19 protein-coding genes are annotated in these 20,767 nt (G+C 64.4%); 10 read left to right on the top strand and 9 right to left on the bottom strand.

Annotation, left to right across the window (positions count from 1 at the left end):
• A complete protein-coding gene (locus LB577_RS29295) occupies positions 1 to 846 on the top strand; it encodes an ABC transporter permease (RefSeq protein WP_023769081.1) in 846 nt (281 codons plus the stop codon).
• A complete protein-coding gene (locus LB577_RS29290; protein WP_224689943.1) occupies positions 843 to 2,498 on the top strand; it encodes an ABC transporter ATP-binding protein in 1,656 nt (551 codons plus the stop codon). The genes LB577_RS29295 and LB577_RS29290 overlap by 4 nt, the downstream gene beginning before the upstream one ends.
• Here LB577_RS29290 and LB577_RS29285 read toward each other — a convergent pair whose 3' ends face one another.
• Entirely contained in the window at positions 2,499 to 2,975 is a 477-nt protein-coding gene (locus tag LB577_RS29285) for an Lrp/AsnC family transcriptional regulator (RefSeq protein WP_224689942.1), read from the bottom strand.
• A gap of 7 nt (positions 2,976 to 2,982) precedes the next feature.
• Positions 2,983 to 5,037 (bottom strand): NADH:flavin oxidoreductase, encoded by a 2,055-nt coding sequence (locus LB577_RS29280; RefSeq protein WP_224689941.1) that lies wholly within the window; start codon positions 5,035 to 5,037, stop codon positions 2,983 to 2,985.
• A 93-nt stretch (positions 5,038 to 5,130) separates the two neighbouring features.
• On the opposite strand from LB577_RS29280, the gene LB577_RS29275 reads away from it, so the two are divergent.
• Complete coding sequence (locus LB577_RS29275) at positions 5,131 to 6,072, top strand: LysR substrate-binding domain-containing protein (protein ID WP_224689940.1); 942 nt, start codon at positions 5,131 to 5,133, stop codon at positions 6,070 to 6,072.
• 44 nt (positions 6,073 to 6,116) lie between these two features.
• Here the strand turns inward: LB577_RS29275 and LB577_RS29270 are convergent, their stop codons facing one another.
• Complete coding sequence (locus LB577_RS29270) at positions 6,117 to 6,593, bottom strand: Lrp/AsnC family transcriptional regulator (protein ID WP_031250456.1); 477 nt, start codon at positions 6,591 to 6,593, stop codon at positions 6,117 to 6,119.
• 222 nt (positions 6,594 to 6,815) lie between these two features.
• On the opposite strand from LB577_RS29270, the gene LB577_RS29265 reads away from it, so the two are divergent.
• Positions 6,816 to 8,141, top strand: a complete 1,326-nt coding sequence (locus LB577_RS29265) for an NAD(P)/FAD-dependent oxidoreductase (RefSeq protein ID WP_013894045.1) — start codon at positions 6,816 to 6,818, stop codon at positions 8,139 to 8,141.
• 20 nt (positions 8,142 to 8,161) lie between these two features.
• Here LB577_RS29265 and LB577_RS29260 read toward each other — a convergent pair whose 3' ends face one another.
• From LB577_RS29260 to LB577_RS29240, 5 genes are all read right to left on the bottom strand, one after another.
• Positions 8,162 to 9,553: an NAD(P)/FAD-dependent oxidoreductase gene (locus LB577_RS29260; RefSeq protein ID WP_224689939.1), complete on the bottom strand. Its 1,392-nt coding sequence runs from the start codon at positions 9,551 to 9,553 to the stop codon at positions 8,162 to 8,164.
• The gene (locus LB577_RS29255) at positions 9,550 to 9,852 is read right to left on the bottom strand and encodes a (2Fe-2S)-binding protein (protein ID WP_224689938.1); all 303 of its coding nucleotides are present in this window, start codon (positions 9,850 to 9,852) and stop codon (positions 9,550 to 9,552) included. Before LB577_RS29255 ends, LB577_RS29260 begins: the two co-directional genes overlap by 4 nt.
• A complete protein-coding gene (locus LB577_RS29250; RefSeq protein ID WP_318013564.1) occupies positions 9,849 to 11,834 on the bottom strand; it encodes a hydantoinase B/oxoprolinase family protein in 1,986 nt (661 codons plus the stop codon). The genes LB577_RS29255 and LB577_RS29250 overlap by 4 nt, the downstream gene beginning before the upstream one ends.
• A 5-nt stretch (positions 11,835 to 11,839) precedes the next feature.
• Positions 11,840 to 13,918: a hydantoinase/oxoprolinase family protein gene (locus tag LB577_RS29245; RefSeq protein WP_224689936.1), complete on the bottom strand. Its 2,079-nt coding sequence runs from the start codon at positions 13,916 to 13,918 to the stop codon at positions 11,840 to 11,842.
• 89 nt (positions 13,919 to 14,007) lie between these two features.
• Entirely contained in the window at positions 14,008 to 14,913 is a 906-nt protein-coding gene (locus LB577_RS29240; protein WP_224689935.1) for a LysR family transcriptional regulator, read from the bottom strand.
• 114 nt (positions 14,914 to 15,027) lie between these two features.
• Here LB577_RS29240 and LB577_RS29235 point away from each other — a divergent pair, with 114 nt between their 5' ends.
• Entirely contained in the window at positions 15,028 to 16,149 is a 1,122-nt protein-coding gene (locus LB577_RS29235) for an NAD(P)/FAD-dependent oxidoreductase (RefSeq protein ID WP_224689934.1), read from the top strand.
• Between the two features lie 208 nt (positions 16,150 to 16,357).
• On the opposite strand, the gene LB577_RS29230 is transcribed toward LB577_RS29235, so the two are convergent.
• Complete coding sequence (locus tag LB577_RS29230; protein ID WP_224689933.1) at positions 16,358 to 17,248, bottom strand: LysR family transcriptional regulator; 891 nt, start codon at positions 17,246 to 17,248, stop codon at positions 16,358 to 16,360.
• A gap of 113 nt (positions 17,249 to 17,361) precedes the next feature.
• Between LB577_RS29230 and LB577_RS29225 the strand changes: the two genes are divergently transcribed.
• The 5 genes from LB577_RS29225 to LB577_RS29205 all read left to right on the top strand — a co-directional run.
• A complete protein-coding gene (locus LB577_RS29225; RefSeq protein WP_224689932.1) occupies positions 17,362 to 18,240 on the top strand; it encodes an NmrA/HSCARG family protein in 879 nt (292 codons plus the stop codon).
• Positions 18,241 to 18,276: 36 nt separating this feature from the next.
• The gene (locus tag LB577_RS29220) at positions 18,277 to 19,152 is read left to right on the top strand and encodes an alpha/beta hydrolase (protein ID WP_224689931.1); all 876 of its coding nucleotides are present in this window, start codon (positions 18,277 to 18,279) and stop codon (positions 19,150 to 19,152) included.
• A gap of 75 nt (positions 19,153 to 19,227) precedes the next feature.
• Entirely contained in the window at positions 19,228 to 19,857 is a 630-nt protein-coding gene (locus LB577_RS29215; RefSeq protein ID WP_224689930.1) for an SDR family oxidoreductase, read from the top strand.
• A 150-nt stretch (positions 19,858 to 20,007) separates the two neighbouring features.
• Entirely contained in the window at positions 20,008 to 20,307 is a 300-nt protein-coding gene (locus LB577_RS29210) for a DUF3102 domain-containing protein (RefSeq protein ID WP_224689929.1), read from the top strand.
• Between the two features lie 211 nt (positions 20,308 to 20,518).
• Positions 20,519 to 20,767, top strand: a 249-nt coding sequence (locus LB577_RS29205; RefSeq protein ID WP_224689928.1) for a hypothetical protein, incomplete at its 3' end; no start/stop codon positions are given.

The raw sequence follows: 20,767 nt of genomic DNA, 5'->3' as shown, positions 1-20,767 counted from the left end.
ATGGCGCGCGTGGCAGCTTCGCGACGGTCCTTCCTGGGCCGCAGCTACAATCTCGTGGGCGTGGTGGCCGCGCTGGTCATCCTGGCGTGGACGCTGATCGCCATCTTCGCGCCCTATATCACTCCCCATTCGATCGGCGACATCGTCGACGACGATTATTTCGGCCCGATGCGTCAGGGCCTATGGCTCGGCTCGGACTATCTGGGCCGCGACATGCTCTCGCGGGTGCTGATGGGGGCGCGCTACACCGTCGGCATATCGCTCGCCGCCGTGGCCATCGCCTGCTTCTGCGGCGTGGTGCTGGGGATGATCGCGGCCGTCACCGGCGGCTGGCTCGACACCTGCCTTAGCCGCTTCCTCGATGCCATGAACTCCATCCCCAGCAAGCTGTTCGGCCTTGTCGTCGTCGCCGCGGTCGGCTCGTCGATCCCGGCGCTGATCATGACGCTCGCCGTCATCTATATCCCCGGCGCCTACCGCTTCGCGCGGGCGCTCGCCGTCAACATCAACAGCATGGACTTCATGACCGTCGCTCGCGTCCGTGGCGAAAGCACCGCCTATCTCATCGGATCCGAGATCCTGCCCAACATCATCCGCCCGGTGCTGGCCGATTTCGGCCTGCGCTTCGTCTTCATCGTGCTCTTGCTCTCCGGCCTGTCCTTCCTCGGGCTCGGCCTGCAGCCGCCGCTCGCCGACTGGGGCGCGCTGGTGCGCGAGAACATCGGCGGCCTGCCCTTCGCCGCGCCCGCCGTCATCGTTCCCTCGCTGGCGATCGCCAGCCTCACCATCAGCGTCAACCTGCTGATCGACAACCTGCCGCAGAAGATCAGGGACAGGGACGCATGAGCAATCTCGTCGAAGTCAGGAACCTGAGGATCGAGGCGACGACGGACTCGGGTCGTGTCGTCGAAATCATCAAGGGCGTCAGCCTCGACATCGCCGACGGCGAGATCGTCGCTCTGATCGGCGAGAGCGGTTCCGGCAAGACGACGATCGCGCTCTCGCTGATGGGCCATGCGCGGCCTGGCTGCCGGATCGCCGGCGGCCAGATCAATGTCAACGGCAAGAACATGGCGGCACTTTCCGAAAAGCAGCGCGCAAGGATGCGCGGCACCGACATTGCCTATGTACCGCAAAGTGCTGCCGCCTCCTTCAATCCCTCGTCTACCATCATGGAGCAGGTGATCGAGGTTACGCGCATCCACGGGCTGATGTCCCCCGAGCAGGCGCGAAAGCGCGCGGTTGAGCTGTTCCGGGCCTTGTCGCTGCCAGATCCGGAAGGGATCGGCGCGCGCTACCCGCACCAGGTTTCGGGTGGGCAATTGCAGCGGCTTTCGGCGGCCATGGCGCTCATCGGCGATCCCAAGCTGATGATCTTCGACGAGCCGACGACGGCACTCGACGTGACGACGCAGATCGACGTGCTGAAGGCATTCAAGTCGGTCATGCGGGCGGGCGGAATAGCGGGGGTCTACGTCTCCCACGACCTCGCTGTAGTCGCCCAGATCGCCGACCACATCGTCGTGCTGAAGGGCGGCGAAGTGCAGGAGACCGGCACCACGGCTCAGATTCTTTCGGCTGCCCAGCACCCCTATACGCGCGAACTGCTGGCCGCCTTCGAGCCGAAGCCGCGGCAAGCACATGCGGACGCGGATGCCGGGACGAAACAGCTGCTGCGTATCGACAATGTGACTGCCGGCTATGGTGCGGTGCGGACTGACGGACTGCCGCTTATCCGCGCTGTCAATTCCGTCAGTCTGGTCGTCGAGAAGGGGCGCAATCTCGGCATCATCGGCGAATCCGGCTGCGGAAAATCGACGCTCGCGCGCGTCATCGCCGGCATCCATCCGGCAGCGGCCGGCGACATCATCTTCGACGGCAAGCAACTGGAGCGCACCGCAGGCGAACGCAGCCAGGACGAGCTGCGTGAGATGCAGATCGTGTTCCAATATGCCGATACCGCGCTCAATCCGGCCAAGCCCGTGGACGACATCATTGCCCGGCCGCTGGCCTTCTATCACGGGCTCGACAGGCAGGCGCGCTCGAAGCGCGTCGACGAACTGCTCGACATGGTTCGCCTGCCCAGGACGCTGCGCTACCGGCGCCCGTCGGAGCTCTCGGGCGGCCAGAAGCAGCGGGTGAACTTCGCGCGCGCCCTGGCGGCCGACCCCAAGCTGATCATCTGCGACGAAATCACTTCGGCGCTCGACACGGTGGTGGCGACCGCGGTGATCGAATTGCTCAAGGAGTTGCAGCGCGAGTTGGGCCTTTCCTACATTTTTATCAGCCACGACCTCTCCGTCGTCGAAGCGATCTGCGACGAGATCATGGTCATGTACAATGGCGAGCGGGTGGAGCAGATCACGCCCGACAAGCTGACGGCGCCGACCCACCCCTATTCCAAGCTTCTGTTCTCCTCGGTGCCGAAGCTCGACCCCACCTGGCTCGATGGCCTCGTCCGCGACCCCGAGCTCGTCAGCCAGTACGGCCATCGCTGATTACATCGGAAACAGGCTGGGCAGCGGCATGTGGGCCTTGACGATGGGTGACTTCAGCACCACGAAGCTGAAATACTTGTCGATGCCGATATCCATGTCGCTCAGCCGCTCCATGATCTCCTGGTACTCGCCGATGCCGGCGGCGACAAATTTCGTCAAATAGTCGTAGCGGGCGGAAACGCGGTGGCATTCGACGGCCGCATCGACCTTGTCAATGGCGGCAAGGAAACGCGCGAAGTCGATCTGGCGATGGTTCTTGAGCGTAAATTCAGTGAAAACGGTGAGCGTCCGCCCCAGCTTTGCGACGTCGATCTGCGCCGAATAGCGTACGATATAGCCTTCAGCATGCAGCTTCTTCGCCCGCATCAGGCATGGGCTGGGGGAGAGATTGACCCGTTCCGCCAGCTCCACATTTGTGATGCGGCCGTTCTTCTGCAGCTCGTAGAGAATCTTGATGTCAATTCGATCGAGTTTCATGGCCCATCTACAATTGCGAGCAGAGCCGGTAGGCCTCATAGATCGACGAGTAGATGTCCCGGCTGGCAACCGCGTCTCCAATGCGGTGCAAGACGAATGATCCGGCAGCTTGCGGACCATTGTCCCGCCTCGTTTCCGTGCCCGTCATCAGGGCTATGTCGGTGACGCCGTTGTTGGCTGAGCGCGCCCGCAAGTCCTGATAGGTATCCTCCATCGGCACCGTTCCGCGCTCGACAATGAGTTGGGCTGCGGTCATTTCCGTTTCCGCACCGGTGAGCTCGTGCCGGAACGTGGCGGCGATGCCGTTGCCTTGGCGCGCTGCCTTGACCAGGCGCACATCGCTGACGACGCGGATGCCGCTTTCCGCGGCGCGTTTGCGAAAACTCACCCGGTCGGGATAGGGCATTTCGATCGCCAGCGTGTCGTCGGCTATGGCAAGGCAGACCACGCGCTCCGGACAGGCAAGATGCAGGGCGCAGGAAATCGCGGCCTGGCGTCCGGTTTCATCGTAGATAAGCACGTCGTCCTTCGTCGGCACGACCCCGGTCAGGACATCCCAGACGCTGTCGCAATGTTCGGCACCCTCCAGTCGGTCCATATCGGGTACGCCGCCTGTGGCGACGATGACCGCATCCGGTTGGTCGGCGAGGACGATCTCTGCGTCCGCATAGGTGTTGAGACGGACTTCCACGCCAAGGCGCGCGAGTTCGTCGACGCGCCAGTCGACTATGCCGATGAGATCCTTGCGATCGGACGCCGAGGCCGCGACGAGCACCTGCCCGCCAAGTCGCGCCCCCGCTTCGAGCAGGCTCACTCTGTGGCCGCGCTCGGCAGCAACCCTTGCCGCTTCCATCCCACCCGGACCACCGCCGACCACGACCACCCGTTTCGGCCTTTCGGCCCGCACGATGGTATGGCTGATGATCGTTTCATGGCCGCTGGCCGGGTTGTGAATGCACTGCACCTTCTTGTACAGGCAGTAGGACGCCCCGACACACGGTCGAATGCGTTCTTCTTCGCCGCGCATCACCTTATTGACGATATCGGGGTCGGCGATATGCGCCCGGGTCATGCCGACCAGGTCGACAAGGTTTTCGCGGATGGCATGCCGCGCCGTCGCTACATCCCGGATCGCTGCGGCATGGATCACGGGCAGTCTGGTTTCCCGTTTGAACTGCCCGACCAGAGGTAGAAACGGAGCGCTCGGGCTAAACATGCCGGGCATGTTCTGCTCAGCCAGCGACAGGTCGGTGTCCATGCGGCCAAAGATGCAATTGAAGAAGTCGAGATGACCTTCCCGTTCGAACAGCCTGGCAAAGGCAAGGCATTCGTCGAAATCGGATCCGTCCTTGGCCGCCTCGTCGATCACGAACCGGATGCCGACGGCGAAATCGTCGCCCACCGCGCGGCGGATCGCCTCGTGAACCATCAGGCCGAAGCGCGCGCGGTTTTCCAGCGAGCCGCCAAAACCATCCGTGCGTCTGTTCGTTCTGAACGATAGGAATTGACCGATCAGATGGCCGCCGGTGACGGTTTCGACGCCATCCAGACCGCCGTCCACGCAGCGCCTTGCGGCACTGGCGTAATCCTTGATGATCCTATCGATGTCGGCTGCATCCATCTCCTTTGGAAAATTCCGGTTTCTCGTCTCGCGAACGCGTGACGGCGCCACCGGCGGCAACCAGTTTCCTGCATAGGCGGTGGCACGCCGGCCAAGGTGTGAGACCTGGCACATGACGGCGGCGCCGTGGCGATGCACCCGCTGCGAAAGCGATTGGAGATGAGGCACGATGCGGTCGGTGGAAAGGTCCAGCTGACCGCCGCCCCAGCTCGAATCGGGCGACGTCATGGCCGAGCCGCCCACCATGGTCATCGCCAGGCCGCCGCGCGCTTTCTCCTCATGGTAGCGCTGATAGCGCTCGAGCGGCAGGCCGCCATCGTCCAGCATCGAGGCATGGCTGGTGCTGACGACACGGTTGCGCAGCGTCAGACCCTTGAGCCGAAACGGCTGAAGCAGAGGATCGCTGGATGTGCTGCCCGCTTGGGATGCCGCTGTCTTCATGTTCTGCTCCGACCCATTCATCAGGGTTATAGTTCGCCATTTCCGAGCTCATAGAAAGCTTGCAAATTGTTGGGGTGCCTATACGCTGGGCGCATGGCTGGTTTTGCAAAACTCGTTCCCTCCGCGCGCGGACTGCTTGTCTTCGAAGCTGCGGTCCGGTCCGGTAGTTTCACGGCCGCGGCGCGCGAGTTCAACGTCACGCAACCATCGATCAGCCGCAGCATTGCCCAACTCGAGGCCGATTTTGGTGTGCCTCTTTTCACACGAGGCGCAACGGGATTGACCCCGACCCCGGACGGACGTGTGCTCTATTCGGCCGTGCGGGAGGGATTTGACGGCATCGCGGAAGTGATCCGCAGGATCAAGCAGAACAGCGCTGCAAAGCCGGTGGTCACCCTTTCCCTTTCGAGTTCTCTGGCAACCTATTGGTTCGTTCCCAGGTTAGGGGCTTTCAACACCAGGTTTCCTGACGTCGATCTGAGGTTCGAACTGACCGCGGGCGTTCTGCGAGGACCCGCCGAGAATGTTGACCTGGCCACGAGAATCCTGGCCGATGACGACCCCCACTATCACCACTGGGCATTCTCGCCTGAGATCATCGTTCCGGTGTGCAGCCCATCCTATTTGTCGGCCCACGGTCGGCTGATCCATGCCGGAACCGGGGAAGGTCATGCCCTGCTTCACCTGACCGACGCCAAGGAGCAATGGCTGGACGCCTGGGGCAGTGTGGCGGACCGCAAGACCAGCAGGGCAAAGTGGCTCGAATTCTCGGACTACGCGGTCGTGCTTCAAGCCGCGATGAACGGGGAAGGCGTGGCGCTCGGCTGGCTCAGCAACGTTTCAAGGGCATTGCTTCAGGGAACCCTTGTCCTGGCCTCGGACAGGCAGATCAAGACGGGCCGGATCCATCAGCTGATTGCCCCGCGCTCAAGGCCGCTACGACCTGTCGTCTCCGACATCTGCGCCTGGATGATTACCGAGATGCAAATCGAATTGAAGGCACTGCACCCGATATTGGGGCCGGACACCTTGTAGCGGGCTGCAGGCGACAAGCGCAGCGCGCGCAAGGCCATCGCTGACTACCTCGGAAACAGGCTGGGCAGCGGCATGTGCGCCTTGATGATGGGCGACTTCAGCACCACGAAGCTGAAATACTTGTCGATGCCGATATCCATGTCGGTCAGCCGTTCCATGATGGTCTGGTACTCGGCGATGCCGGCGGTCACGAATTTCATCAAATAGTCGTAGCCGCCCGACACGAGGTGGCACTCGATGACCTGGTCGATCTTCTCCACCACGGCGAGAAAGCGGGCAAAGTCCACCTGGCGATGGTTCTTCAAGGTGATTTCGGTGAACACGGTCAGCGTCTGGCCGAGCTTGCCGATATTGACCTGCGCGGAATAGCCTTCGATGTAGCCTTCCGACTGGAGCTTCTTGACCCGCATCAGGCATGGGCTTGGCGACAGATGCACCAGATCAGCCAGTTCCACATTCGTGATGCGGCCGTTCTTCTGCAACTCGTACAGAATCTTGATATCGATCCGATCCAGTTTCACGGTCGTCTCCGCAGAACGCAGGCCGTAGCACAAAATGCTGCCTTGCTCATTGGCATTGACACTACCACAGCCCGTGGGCCTGTCCATCCAAGCGGACAGCGCTTGAAACGCAGCGGCTCCCGATTTCGCCCAGGCTGCCGGAATAAAATTCTGCTTCAGCGTCAACTGCGGCACCGGCTGCCTGCACAACACGGTAGATTGGCGCGTCAAGGCAGAGAGACCATGCGCGCACCACTGCAGCAAATCGAGACATCCGGCGAACTGCCACGGACCGCGGACGCGGTGGTGATCGGCGGCGGCATCGTCGGCATCTTCGCGGCCTACTACCTGGCCAGGCGCGGCATGAAGGTCGCGCTTGTCGAAAAGGGTCGCGTCGGCGCCGAGCAGTCCTCAAGGAACTGGGGGTGGTGCCGCCAGCAGAACCGCGACGCGCGCGAGTTGCCGATGGCGACGCGCAGCCTCGATCTGTGGCAGCGCTTTGCCCCAGAGACAGATGAAGACACCGGCTTTCGGCGGTGCGGCTTGCTCTATCTCAGCAATGACGATGCGGAACTGGCTGGCTGGGTGCGTTGGCGTGACTTCGCCAGGACGGCCGGCGTCACCACGCACATGCTCGACAGCGCCGAGGCCAGCGAGCGGGGCCGCGCCACGGGCCGGACCTGGAAGGGCGGCGTGTTCTCGCCGACCGACGGCACCGCGGATCCGTCGCGGGCCGCGCCCGCGGTTGCCCGGGCCATCCTCAAGCTCGGGGGCTCCGTGCACCAGAATTGCGCCGCGCGCGGTATCGAGACTGAAGGCGGACGACTGAGTGGTGTGGTCACCGAAAGCGGAACGATCCGCACCAAGGTGGCGGTGCTGGCCGGGGGCGCCTGGGCCTCTTCCTTTTGCCGGCAGTTCGGTTTCCGTTTTCCGCAGGCGTCGATCCGCTCCTCCATCCTCTCCGTCTCGCCAGGCGCCGAGGGTCTGCCTGATGCGCTGCATACGGCAGGGGTCTCGGTCACGCGTCGCGGCGACGGCGGTTACACGCTCGCCATAAGTGGACGCGGCCGTGTGGACGTGACGCCGCAGCAGTTGCGCTTCTCCTCCCAGTTCCTGGCCATGTTCCTGAAGCGGTGGCGCAGCCTCGCGCCGGGCGGCCTGCAAGGCATGCGCTCGGGCCACGAAACGCTCCGACACTGGCGGCTCGATCAGCCGACGCCGATGGAGCGGATGCGCATCCTCGATCCGGTTCCGGACCAGGCGACCATCCGCCTGGCCCACGCCCGGGCGCTCGAACTGCTGCCGGCACTGCGCCAGACCAGGATCAGCGCAAGCTGGGCCGGCTACATCGACAGCACGCCCGACGGCGTGCCTGCCATCGGCGAGATCAACACTGTTCCGGGTTTCTTCCTGGCTGCCGGGTTCTCGGGGCATGGCTTCGGCATCGGACCAGGCGCCGGGCATCTCGTCGCCGATCTGATGACTGGTTCCAAACCGATCGTCGATCCGCAATCCTACGATCCCAGGCGCTTCGACGCTTCAGCCTGGGGGAAAGTTGCCGACTTCTAAGGCACGATACATTGCGACATCTAGACATGGTCTCCGCGACGCCATGAGCCGTCCTGCAGAAAGGCACCGACAGGCGCCGGGCGGACAGGCGCCTGCCCGCGAAACCGGCCGACAGCGCCAGGCGTGCAGCCGGTCTGCGCCGCGATGAGTTCGACGGCGGCCAACTGACAATAGCGCCCCTGGCATCGTCCCATGCCGACGCGCGACAGCGCTTTGACCCTGTTGGCTTCGCTGCCGCCGAAATCGGAGCTCTGGCGCACGGCCGCGGCGGTCACGTTTTCGCAACGGCAGACGACCACCTCGTCGGGGAGTGCCCGCACCATCGCGGCCGGCCAGGGAAAGGCGCGAACCAGACCACGGGCAAAGCGCTCGAGCCGCGCCAGCTTGCGCAAATCGGTGCTGGTGGCGGGCGTCGGAAATCCGAGATCGGCAAGGCATGCGGCAGCCGCAAGATGCCCAGCGATCTCCGCGCCGTCCGCTCCCAGAAGACGAACCCCATCGCCCGCCAGATAGACGCTGTTGCCGGCGCGACCCATCCGGTCGGTCTTTGGCAGCCATTGCCGCCACTGCTCGTCATAGGTGAAGTCGCATCCCGCGAGGTCGGCCAGATGCGTCTCCGCCCGCAGGTGCCAGCCCATGCCGATCATGTCGCATGGAGTGAGGCGCTGCCTTCCGCCGGCGTCGCGCCAGCGCATCGCTGTGACACCCCTCCCGTCGGCCTCGATCCGTTCGAGCGTCACCCCCGCATGGTAGCGGCCGCGGAGCCGCGCCCGCAGAACCAGGCCGCGCAGCGCGGCAACCGGCCGTGCGGCCAGTCCCCAAAACCCCCGCATCTGCTGTCGCCAGGAGGAGGTATCCAGCACCGCCGCCACGTCCGCCCCAGCCTTTGCAAGTTGGGCGCCGACCAGCGTCAGCAAAGGCCCCGATCCAATCAACACGATCCGCCGCCCCAGCGCCACGCCTTGCACCTTGAGCGCGATCTGCGCCGCGCCAAGGCTGTAGACGCCGGCGCTCTGCCAGCCGGGGACCGGCGCGACACGGTCGGACGCGCCGGTCGCAAGGATCAGCCGGTCATAGCAGATCACCTGCACGCCGCCCTCCCCCAGCACGTGCAGCCGACCCTCATGGGCGGCGATGACCGAGCTCGCCGCGCAATGGGTGAGCCGTCCCTCTTCGGCCAACCGGTCTAAGAGGGCGTGCAGTGCGCCCGCCTTCTTCACCTCCGATCCGTACAGCTGCTTCGCGGGGCGGGTGAACCCGTCAGGCGGGCGGCGATAGATTTGCCCGCCAGCGCGCTGGCCTTCGTCGATCACCAGCGGGTTGAGCCCGGCTTCGACCACGGCCGCGGCGGCCCTTATGCCGGCAGGACCGGCGCCCACGATCACGATCCGTGGCGATAACGTCTCGTTCACGGCCAGCTCTCCGGTGGCGTTGTGCGCAACCGCATGCCTTCGGTGACAAGTGTCGAGCACGCCCGCAGGCGCGGCCCCTCGTCCTGCCATACCCAGCAATCCTGGCAGGCCCCCATCAGGCAGAACCCGGCCCGCGCCTCGGGTCCGAACTCCGACTTTCGCAAGGCCTGCCCTGATGCCAGCATGGCGGTCAGCGCGGTGTCGCCCGCAAGCGCGTCGCGCATCTCACCGTCGAGAAAGAAATGCAGCTGCGCCCGGTCGCGCTCGGCCAGCCGGACGATGCGGCCGGCGGTGATCATTCCGCGGCCTCTTGCACGGGGCGAGGACGGGGCAGTTCGGGGAACCGTTTGCAGACCGCATCGAACGCCGCCTGGACGCCTTCCGGCCCGGAGCGCCCCTTCATCCGACGGAAGATCTCGGTCTTGGCGAAGAACCGCCAATGGATCGGCAGGTCCCTTAATATGGCGGTGAGCCGATCATAGGCCGCCGAAGTCCACTGCGCTTCGTAGCCTTCCCGCTCCGGACCGAAATGAAAATGACCGGCGGCCGGCTTGTGCCCCGCGCGCAGCCTATCCGTCGCCAGCTCATCGACCTCGCCATCGCGGATGACGACACCATAGTCGCGCTCGGCAACGATCGGTGACACATAGCCGCGCCGCACATCCTGCGCGACCCGCCAGGGCTCGCGCTCGTGCGGATCGCCGCGCCCGCCGCCTCCGGCCGAGCGGATATCGAGCACGTCGCCAGGCTGCAGCACCGCCGTGTCGATGTTGCCCAGCCGCCGCTCGTGCTCGGTCCCCGGGTTGACGACCATGTCAGACAGACCGGCCGCCTTGCCGCCCAGCACGCCCCAGGGACGAAAGAAGCTGCGGTCGCGATTGCGCGCCGTAATCCTGGAATCGGGGGCAAAGACGCGGAACGCCATCTCGGTCGCCAGCCCGCCGCGCCAGCGGCCCTCCCCGCCGCTGTCCCTGGCGAGCCCGTATCTCACGAATTCGACCGGGATCTCGGTCTCGGTGATCTCGATCGGCGTGTTCTTGAGATAGGCGGCATCGGCGCCCGATCCGTTGGTCCCGTCGCGATGCGGCATCGCGCCGCCGCCACCCACCACGGGGTTCACCGCCGCGATGACGGTGCGGCTGGTGCGCTCGTCCGTGGTCATGACGTTGACGATGCAGTTGTTGCCGGCAGGAGCCGCGGGCAGGCGCTCCGGCATCGCTTGCGAAAAGGCGCCGAAGATGACCGACCGCAACCGGGCGCAGGTGAGCGAGCGCATGCCTACAGCAGCGGGGAATACCGGGTTCAGCACCGAACCCGTGGGGGCGATGCAGGTAAACGGCCGGGTGAGGCCCGTATTGAGCAGGATCTTCGGATTGAGCGTGTAGAGTACGTAATAGACGCCCACCAGCAGCATGGTGTGTCGCGGGTCGCTGCCTGAAGGCACGTTCAGCGAAGAGCCTAGCTGTGGATCGGAGCCGGTGAAATCGAGTACCGCCTCGTCGCCCTTGATCGTCAGCGTCAGCTTCAGCCGGCAGGGATTGGCCTCGACCGAATCCTCGTCGGCATAGTCCGCGAATTCCCACGTGCCGTCAGGCATGGAGCGCAGCACGTCGCGCGCCTGCGCTTCGGCATGGTCGAGAAGCGCGGCGACACCTTCGATGAAGCCGGCCTTGCCGAACTTCCTCACCATCGCCTGGATCTTGCGCTCGCCGGTGTTGAGCGCGCCGACCAGCGCCTTGATGTCACCGATGTTGAGGTCGGGCTTGCGTACATTGGTGGTCATGATCCGCAGGATCATCTCGTCGAAGACGCCCTCGTTCACCAGCTTCATCGGCGGAAAGCGGATGCCTTCCTGATGGATTTCGGTCAGCGCCCGGCTGAGCGAAGCCGGCACCGCCCCGCCCATGTCGGTGTTATGGATGTGCCCTCCGGTCCAGGCGACGATCTCGCCGTCGACGAAGACCGGCTTCCACAGATGCGTGTCCGGCGCGTGGGTGGCGACATAGCCGGAATAGGGATCGTTGGTGAAGGCAACATCCCCCGGCCGGTAGTCGTCCACCATTGCAATGGCGCGGCGATACGAAAGCCCTGGGTACCAGGTGGCGCCGAGTTCCATCGGGACGGCGAAGGTTGCCCCCGAACAGTCCATCAGCATCACGGTGAAGTCCTGCGTCTCCTTGACGAAGGCGGAGTGCGCGGTGCGGTGCAGCGTGTGGGCCATGTTCTCGGCGGCCGCGCGGGCATGGTTAGCCAGAACCTGAAGGTTTGTCCGGTCAAACAAAGGCATCACTCCGGGAAGGTGAGCAGAAGGTTGAGATGGCGGTCGACGCTTGCCTGCGCGCCCGCGGGAATGGCAAAGGTGGTGTCTTCCTGTACGACCACGGCAGGCCCGCTGAACGTGCTGCCCGGAGCGAGGGTGTGCCGGTTGTGGAGGTCGATGGTCTCGACACTCACGCCCGTATAGACCGGGAGCCGGCGCGCCGGAATGGCCGGGGCGGCGATCACGTCGATCTCCGGGAAGGAGAGTTTCGGCCCCGCGCCTACGGCGGAGAGCCGGACATTCACAAGTTCGATCGTGCCATCCGGGTCGTGGAAATCGTAGAGCCGTTGATGGGTGAGGTGGAAGGCGTCCGCGATGGCAGCCGCGTTGCCGTCGGCCAGCCATTCCGGCGAAAGGACGACCTCGATTTCATAGCTCTGCCCGATATAGCGCATTTCGCAGGAGAGATTGAGTTGCGCGGCCGCGTTGTGCCCCTGCGCCACCAGCCAATCACGGCCCTCTTGCGCGAGGGTCTCGAACGCCTCGCGGATTGCGGGGAGCGATGTGCCCGATAACGGGCTGAAGATGGTGCGAATGAAATCGCCGCGCAGATCGGCCACCAGCCCGCCAAGCGCCGACACCACGCCGGGGCGGCGGGGCGCCATGACACGTTTCATCCCGAGTTCGCGAGCAAGAAACGCGCCGAGCATCGGGCCGCCGCCGCCAAAGGGCATCAGCGTGAAATCGCGCAAGTCGACGCCGGCGCGCGAGGCGAGTTTCTCGACCTCGACGAACATCTCCGACACCGCGATGTCGACGATCGCCTGCGCGGTCTGCTCGACCGGGCGGCCAAGCCGGGCGGCAAGCTCGCCGACCGCGCGCTGCGCCAGTCCGGTATCGATGCTGAGCTGGCCATAGGCCATCTCGGTGTGACCGAGCCATCCGCACACCACCATGGCGTCCGTCACCGTCGCCCGCTCGCCGCCACGGTCGTAGCATGCCGGTCCTGGCGTCGAGCCGGCCGACTCCGGCCCCACCCGCAGCACACCTTGCGCATCGACACTGGCGATCGAACCGCCGCCGACGCCGATCGAGCTCACCGAGACGGAGGGGATATGGAGCGGAAATTCGCCGATCAGTTCGCCGGTGCCGAACTGCGGCTCGCCGTCGATGATGAGCGCGAAGTCGGCCGAGGTGCCGCCGATGTCGAGGGTAAGGATCCTGTCTTCGCCTGCCTGGCGCGCCAGCCACGAGGCGCCGATGACGCCGGAAGCCGTTCCCGACAGCAGCATGTTGACGCAGGCGTGCTTGCCTTCGGCAGCGTTCATCAGCCCGCCGTTCGATTTCGTCAGCATGGGGCGGGCCGGCACGCCTCGGTCCCTCAGCCGCTCTTCCAGCGCCGTCAGATAGCCAGAGACACGCGGATGGACATAGCCGTTGAGAATGGCGGTGGAGCTGCGCTCGTATTCACGAATGACTGGCCACACCTCGGCCGAAGAGAAGACGAAGAGGTCGGGAGCGAGACGCGCGATCGTCGCCTTGACGGCAGCCTCCTGCGCGGCATTGCGCCAGGAATGGAGGAAGGAGACGATGATCCCCTGCGCCCCATCCGCTTTCGCCGCGGCCACCGCGCTGGCCACCACCGCCATGTCTGGTGCCTGGGATTCACTTCCGTCGGCGCGCATGCGGGCCGTAATGCCGAACACCATGTCGCGCGAGATCAGCGGGTCCGGCCGCGAGCAAAACAGCGAATACATGTCCGGCATTCGCAATCGCGCCAGTTCGATGACGTCCTCGAAGCCGGCATTGGTGAACAGCGCCAGCGGTGCGCCCTTGCGCTGGATGATGGTGTTGATGCCGACCGTTGTCCCATGCACGAAGCGCGTCATGCGTTTGGGATCAAAGCCTTCGCGTTCGGCCAGAAGGGTGAGGCCCGTCATCAGTTCGGCGCCCGGATCTTCTGGCGTCGTCAGAACTTTCAGCGAGGCCACGCGCCCAGAATTTGCCTCCAGCGCGCAGAAATCGATGAATGTGCCGCCGATATCGACGCCGACCTTCCAGTCGGCTTCGTTCCGCGCCTCGTCCGCCGCGATGGCACCATCCATGATGCGTCCCTTCCTGTCTGCCAACCAAAGCTGACACGACAGGATGGCCAGGGTCCAAGACGTATGATGAGCAAGGATATAAGCCTTGCTTATGCTTTCGAGCGACGCTCACCCAGCACGGCGGAACAGGCCGCGCGGATCTGGTCGCGCATCAGCTCATCGGCCCGCGAAAGTGCCCGTGTGCGAGACGTGAGCAGCGCAATCGGAAATTCCGGGCCTGCCGTCAGCAGCCTGACCGCAAGCCCGGCAAACTGATGCCAAGGCAGCAGCGCGTCGACCAGGGCGATGCCCAGACCGGCCTGGACAAAACCGACCGCGGAGATGGATACGTCGATCTCGAGCGACGGCGAAAGCGTCATACCTTGCGCGCGTGCAGCGTGGGCCAGTTCGTCGGCAGGACGGGTGTTGCCGCGATACAATATCAATTCCTCGCCTGTGAGATCGGCGAGTGTCAGCTCGGTTTTCCCGGCCAACACATGCCCGGTGGGCAGCAGGCAAGCAAAACCGACGCTCCCGATCACTTCCGCCTCGATGTCAGGAGGCAGGCGGTCGTCCATGGCTACGCCGAGACTGGCGTCGCCGGCGCGAAGCATGTCGACGATGGCGGCGATCGGCGCGCTATGAGCGCGCAACACTATGTTGGGATGCTGGGCCCGGAATTTGGTGAACGCGCGCGGCAATATCGCCATGGCCGGCGGCGGCGAGGCCGCGACCCGCACCAGCCCCGTCCGGCCCAGACGCAGGTCCGTCGTCTTGCGACGCAAGCCCTCCAGCCCCGCCGACAGCCGCTCGGCGTCGGGGAAGATCTCGAGCGCCTCCGGGGTCGGCCGCAGCCGGCCCTTAACGCGCTCGAACAGCGTGAAGCCGAGTTCGTCTTCGGTGTGGAGCAGGATCTGGCTCAAAGCGGGCTGGGAGATGTTCAGCATCCGTGCCGCGGCGGTCACGGTGCCCGCGCGCATGACTGCGATGAACACTTCGAGCTGCCGGGCCCGCATTGCCACTCCATAGGTAAAGCTTATGGGTTCTGTCCAAACCCATCTTTGACGCAATGCCACGGCGCGGACAAGATCAGTCAAAGGATAGAGTGCTGTTTTGCAAGAGGCCGCGCCATGGATGTGATCGTGCTGGGCGGCGGACTGATGGGAACGGCTTCTGCCTATTTCCTGGCCCGGCGCGGCGCGCGCGTTACCTTGATCGAGCGCAATCGGATCGGCGCAGGAGCAACGGTTGCCTCCTTCGGCAACATTCGGCGCACGGGGCGTCATCTGTCCCAGCTTCCGCTGGCCCATCGCTCGCTCAGGCTGTGGGTCGAGGCTGAAAAAATGCTTGGCCGCGACGTGGAATTCCGCGCTACCGGTCATATCCGGCTGATCTTCGATGAAGATAGCCTCGCCGACATGCGGGCCTATGCCGAGGCGGCGCGGCCCTGGGGGCTGGACCTCGAGGAGCTCGGCCCACCCGAGATCCGTGCCCGCTTTCCCGGTCTCGGTCCCGAGGCGATCGCGGCGTCGTTCTCGCCGCAGGACGGCAGCGGCAATCCGAGGCTGATCGCACCGGCATTCGCCGAGGCCGCCCGCAAGCTGGGCGCGGAAATCGCCGAGGCGACTGAGGTCGAGACGATCCGGCACACAGGCTCCAGCTTCCTTGTAGCCAGTTCAAAAGGTGCATTCGCCGCCGAGTGTCTGCTCAACACCGCTGGTGCTTGGGGCGCGCGCATCGCCGCGCAGTTCGGCGAAGCGGTTCCGCTCGACGCCCGTGGCCCGCAGATGGGCGTGACCGAGCCGCTGCCGCATCAGATCTTGCCGGTGGTCGGCGTCTGGACGCGCAACAAGGACCATGGCGCCTATCTGCGTCAGGTCGAGCGGGGCAACATCGTCTTCGGCGGAGCGGCCGAAAGAGCAGCGGTGAACCTCGATCCAGGCCATGCGGCCACCGACCCAATGCGCCTGCCCACGCAGTTGCGCGCCGTCGCGCGACTGCTGCCGGCGATCGCGCAGGCTACGGTCATTCGCACTTGGTCCGGCTGCGAGGGTTATGTCAGAGACATGCTGCCGATCATGGGACGCTCGGTGACGACGCCAGGCCTGTTCCACGCCTTCGGCTTCAGCGGACATGGGTTCCAGCTCGGTCCGGGCGTGGGAGATGCCATGGCCGAGCTCATCATGACCGACCGTTGCGAAACGCCGCTCGACGATTTCATGATCAACCGCTTCAGCCGCGCTGCTGCATGATGGTTACAGAGACGAATCAGGTCGCACGAAACGGTTGTAACGCGCGACAGGGAGAAGTTCGCTCGAACTGGTCTGTTCCGTGCCGGACTGATGGTCGTCGCGCGATGAACCGGGAACGACTTCATCAGCGGTCAACCGAACCTAGTATCCTACTTTGTCCATAAGCAACCGCGAACCTCGCCGCGATCCCAATCGCAGTTCGACAGCACTAGGCAATGAGAACCTTGGTCGGCAAAGCCCTCTCCATCACATCCAAGAAAGCGCGAACCTTGGCACCGACAAGGCGTCGCGAGCTTTGGAGCGCCCAGATTTCGACAGACGGACCGGCGTGAGTTCCCCAGCAAACGAGCCGGCCCGCCTCGATATCGTCCGCGACAAGAAGCTTCGGAAGCAACGCCGCGCCCCCACCTGCGAGAACGGCTTCGCGCACCATCAACAGAGAAGAGAAGCGCAGGATCGGCTCGGGTTTGAGAAGGACTTCGTCCTCAGAAACGGATTTCATGCGCCAAACAACGCTCAGCGATGTGGCGCTCAGCAAGACCGCCTTTACGGGACTCGGTTCACCGCCCGGCGCCGGCTGAGGGTGCGGCATGTCCGGTGCGGCGACAATCAGGCGCTCGTCATTGAGAAAACGGCGACCGATGAGCCGTTCATCCGGTGACGGGTCAATCCGGATGACAAGGTCGTAGCCATCCTCGACCGGATCGACCTTGCGATCCTCGGCAACAATCTCAAGCTTGACCTCGGGATAGGCGAGAGCAAAACGAGCGCCGATCCTGGGAAGTGCCACATGGGCGAAAACCAAGGGAGCGCTCACCCGCAGCCTGCCTCTCGGGGTGGACGCACCCAACACAATGGCCTCCCCCGCTTCCGCAATTTCCGACAGCAGTCCGTCGGTGCGCTCGTGAAGCGCTCGCCCTTCGTCTGTCAGCCGCAGACTTTGGGATCCACGCTCGATCAGCCTCACGCCAAGACTGTGTTCGAGTTCGCTCACATGGCGCGACAATGTCGCCTTGGATCGCCCGGAGAGGCGACCGGCTCGGCCGAAACCGCCATGGGTTGCAACGAGGTTGAAGTCCGCGAGAGCTTCGAGATCCATAGGAGATGTGTTCCAATTTTGAGACATGTTGTTTCGAACATGCCATCTCCTAATCAGGATTGGAACATGTATCTTTCTCTCGACACGCACAAACAACATAAGGAGTTTTCACAATGGCTATTTTGGTAACCGGCAGCACCGGGACCATCGGGTCCCAAGTCCTGGCCCACCTGCAGGGGCGCGACGTCGAGGTTCGCGCCTTGACTCGTTCCCCAGAGGCGGCGCAGCTGCCATCAGGTGTAAAGGCGGTCCGCGGTGATCTCGCCGATCCGGATTCGCTACGATCCGCGCTGGAAGGCGTCAGCACATTGTTCCTGCTCGCCCCGAATGTTGCGGACGAATTGACCCAGGCCATGCTTGCGCTGACGGTGGCTCGCGAGGCCGGCGTCAAGGGTATCGTCTATCTCTCGGTGTTCGGCGGCGCGCCCTATGCCGACGTTCCGCATTTCGCGGGCAAGTACACGGTCGAGCGGATGATCGAGGCGCTTGATCTGCCCGCGACGATCCTGCGGCCCGCCTACTTCATCCAGAACGATCTTCGGCAGAAGGACGTGCTTCTGAAGGCCGGCGTCTATGGCGCGCCGATCGGCGCGAAGGGTATCTCGATGGTCGATATCCGCGACATTGGCGAGGCCGCCGCGATCGAGCTGGTTCGCCGCGAGCAGGCAGCGACGCCGCTCGGCCGCGAGACTTACGCTTTGGTTGGTCCGGACAGCCTGACCGGCGAAGGCATCGCCGCCATCTGGAGCCAAGCGCTCGGCCGCGCTGTCCGGTACGGCGGCAATGATCTTATCGTCATGGAGCAGCGCACGAAGACCATGCTGCCCGCCTGGCACGCGCTCGATCTGCGTCTGATGTTCAGCCGGTATCAGAGCGATGGCGCGGTGGCGACCGCGGACGACATTACCCGCCTGACCAAGCTTCTCGGTCATGCCCCGCGCTCCTATGCCGCTTTTGCCAAGGATGCCGCAACGCAGTGGGCGAAGGGCTGAACCTGCACCCCTCCCCCCAACCAAGGAGACCGAACGATGGCGACGATTCAACCCCTCTTGCCTGAAGACGCTCCGGTCGTGGCCGCGATGCGACAGGCCGCCTCGGCCCATAAGGGCGAGCCGATGGGGCCCAAGGCACGGCCGATGTTCGACGCCATGTTTGCCGCCACACCCGCCGCTGCGAATGTGCGGGTCGAGCCCGCGATGGTCGGGGGAATTGCGGGCTTCTGGCTGCGGCTGCCGAACCCACGGCCGGGTGCACGCATGCTCTATATTCATGGTGGTGGCTATGTGCTCGGCTCAGCCGAGGCGCTCACCAACTTCGCGGGCCAGATCGCCGCACGCGTTGGCGCCGATACCTTCGTCCCGGACTACCGGCGCGCGCCCGAGCATCCGTTCCCGGCAGCGATCGACGATGCGGTCGCCGCCTATCGCGGTCTCGTTGCGGACGGTGCTGAACGGATCGCGGTTATAGGCGACTCTGCCGGTGGCGGTTTGACGTTGGCACTGCTGTCGATCCTGGCTGCAGACAAGACGCAGGGCACGATGCAACCTGTCGGGGCCGCGGTGATGTCGCCCTGGACCGACCTGGCGCTCACCGGCGACAGCGTCGAGACGAGGGCAGCGGCGGATCCGATCTTCACGCGAGGCGTGCTCCAGGGCTTTGCGGAAATGTACCTTCAAGGCCAGGATGCCACCAACTCCAAGGCCTCGCCGCTCTATGCGCGGCTCGGCGGCCTGCCGCCGATCTGCATCGATGTCGGCGACGACGAATTGCTGCTCGCCGATGCCATCCGCTATGCCGACCGGGCGCGGGCGGCCGGCGTGGAGATCACATTGTCGGTCTGGGAGGGCTGCCGCACGTGTTCCAATCCTCTCTCGGCCAGTTCTTCGCAGCCGAGCAGTCCGTGAACGCCATCAGCGACTTCCTCGGCCGGCGTCTCATCGATTTTTCCCCGTCCATCAACACACCTTCGGAGGTTTGATATGAAAATTCTGGTATTGGGCGCCACAGGCGCAACGGGCCGGCTGATTGTCAGCAAGGCTCTCGCAGAGGGACATGACGTCGTTGCCCTCGTCCGCTCCAAGGCAAAGGCCGAGAACCTCACCGGCGCCGAGCTCGTCGAAGGCGACGCCCGCGATCCCACCGCGCTGACCCGCGCCATCGCAGGCTGTGATGCCGTTATCAGCTCGTTGGGCACCGCCATGAGCCCATTCCGTGAGGTGACGATGCTTTCGACGGCGACGCGCGCGCTGGTCGGCGTCATGGAGCGGCAAAACATCCGTCGTCTGGTGAGCATCACCGGCCTGGGCGCCGGCGACAGCCGCGGCCATGGCGGCTTCTTCTTTGACAAATTGTTGCTGCCCCTGATGCTGCGCAAGGTCTATGAAGACAAGGATCGGCAGGAGGACGCCATCCGCGGCAGCACGCTCGACTGGACCATCGTTCGACCGATGGTCCTCAACGACAGGCCGGCGAGCGGCCGCATAAAGGCGTTGACCGACCTTTCGGGCGTACATGGCGGGACGATCGCGCGAGCCGATGTCGCGGATTTCGTCGTTCAGCAACTCACTACGGATACGTGGCTGCGCAAATCACCATTGATCAGTTGGTGAAAGTCAGCAGTGAAACCCGCGCTCCAGCTGACCTTATCGGCGGCTGATCGAAGTTCCGGGGCTCGGCTCCCGAACCAATGGCAAAGCCAGCGGCTGAGGCGCCTTCGTGGTGAGGAGCGCCACACCGCCGTCTTTGCCATCGGTTGCGGGATGACGGTGCGCCAGTTCAACAAGCTGCCGGACGATGAGCAGGCAGAGGTGCACCGTGCCAATCTTGCTCTTCTGTCCCCGAGCAATGTCGCGCCGCTGGCAGATCCCGAGCCGGCCGACACTCGAGCCATTCCCCGCGGGCACCTGCCCGGTGAGCAGAAGCTGGCGATCGGCCGCTGGCTGCTCCACCAGAAGGCATCGCTGCCGCACGGCCATTTCGGCCCATGGCTCGAGAAGCAGGAGTGGCCTGTCGCGATCCATGGCCTCAAATGCATGCGGCTGGCCACAGGCGGGCGCTAGGACGAGCGGGGCGCGTTGGCCGCGCCAGGACATCGGCCTCGGCGGAAACGCGCGCTGGCGGGGCTCCCACCCAAGCAGGTAGGTCTAAGGTCCTAGACGATGGCGCAAAGGTCTGTCGCGCCAAACAAGCTGGAACAATAGTGGAGCGGCAGGCTTTTGCGAAATGTTCGCAGGCTTCGCCCGGCGCACAGCAGATATAACGGGTAACGCAATGCGGATGCTGGTCAGGCCTGCCAAACGGGAAGGAACTTCTCGAACCATCTTCCATCGACCGCTGATTGATGGCGATGTCAAATCAGGGGCGGGCGGCCCGGTGATATCAATCGATGCCGAGGGCATTTACTCGAATGATTCAAAATACCGGTACCTGATTGAATTTACGCCTGGTGAACTTGAGGCACTTATCGGAAGCAGCGGCCCGGCACTTGGGGCGGGCGGGCCAGTAAGCACCGGGCTTAAC

It is taken from the genome of Mesorhizobium sp. B283B1A, assembly GCF_020165735.1.
Taxonomy (GTDB): Bacteria; Pseudomonadota; Alphaproteobacteria; order Rhizobiales; family Rhizobiaceae; genus Mesorhizobium; species Mesorhizobium opportunistum.
The sequence above is the reverse complement of the archived record's forward strand: the minus strand, read 5'-3'. Positions and strand labels throughout refer to the sequence as shown.

Excerpts from the sequence above, each read along its gene's own strand:
- LB577_RS29295 (WP_023769081.1), top strand. The coding sequence starts at position 1 with ATGGCGCGCGTGGCAGCTTCGCGACGGTCCTTCCTGGGCCGCAGCTAC.
- LB577_RS29290 (WP_224689943.1), top strand. The coding sequence starts at position 843 with ATGAGCAATCTCGTCGAAGTCAGGAACCTGAGGATCGAGGCGACGACG.
- LB577_RS29285 (WP_224689942.1), bottom strand. The coding sequence starts at position 2,975 with ATGAAACTCGATCGAATTGACATCAAGATTCTCTACGAGCTGCAGAAG.
- LB577_RS29280 (WP_224689941.1), bottom strand. The coding sequence starts at position 5,037 with ATGAAGACAGCGGCATCCCAAGCGGGCAGCACATCCAGCGATCCTCTG.
- LB577_RS29275 (WP_224689940.1), top strand. The coding sequence starts at position 5,131 with ATGGCTGGTTTTGCAAAACTCGTTCCCTCCGCGCGCGGACTGCTTGTC.
- LB577_RS29265 (WP_013894045.1), top strand. The coding sequence starts at position 6,816 with ATGCGCGCACCACTGCAGCAAATCGAGACATCCGGCGAACTGCCACGG.
- LB577_RS29255 (WP_224689938.1), bottom strand. The coding sequence starts at position 9,852 with ATGATCACCGCCGGCCGCATCGTCCGGCTGGCCGAGCGCGACCGGGCG.
- LB577_RS29245 (WP_224689936.1), bottom strand. The coding sequence starts at position 13,918 with ATGGATGGTGCCATCGCGGCGGACGAGGCGCGGAACGAAGCCGACTGG.
- LB577_RS29240 (WP_224689935.1), bottom strand. The coding sequence starts at position 14,913 with ATGCGGGCCCGGCAGCTCGAAGTGTTCATCGCAGTCATGCGCGCGGGC.
- LB577_RS29235 (WP_224689934.1), top strand. The coding sequence starts at position 15,028 with ATGGATGTGATCGTGCTGGGCGGCGGACTGATGGGAACGGCTTCTGCC.
- LB577_RS29230 (WP_224689933.1), bottom strand. The coding sequence starts at position 17,248 with ATGGATCTCGAAGCTCTCGCGGACTTCAACCTCGTTGCAACCCATGGC.
- LB577_RS29225 (WP_224689932.1), top strand. The coding sequence starts at position 17,362 with ATGGCTATTTTGGTAACCGGCAGCACCGGGACCATCGGGTCCCAAGTC.
- LB577_RS29220 (WP_224689931.1), top strand. The coding sequence starts at position 18,277 with ATGGCGACGATTCAACCCCTCTTGCCTGAAGACGCTCCGGTCGTGGCC.
- LB577_RS29215 (WP_224689930.1), top strand. The coding sequence starts at position 19,228 with ATGAAAATTCTGGTATTGGGCGCCACAGGCGCAACGGGCCGGCTGATT.
- LB577_RS29210 (WP_224689929.1), top strand. The coding sequence starts at position 20,008 with ATGACGGTGCGCCAGTTCAACAAGCTGCCGGACGATGAGCAGGCAGAG.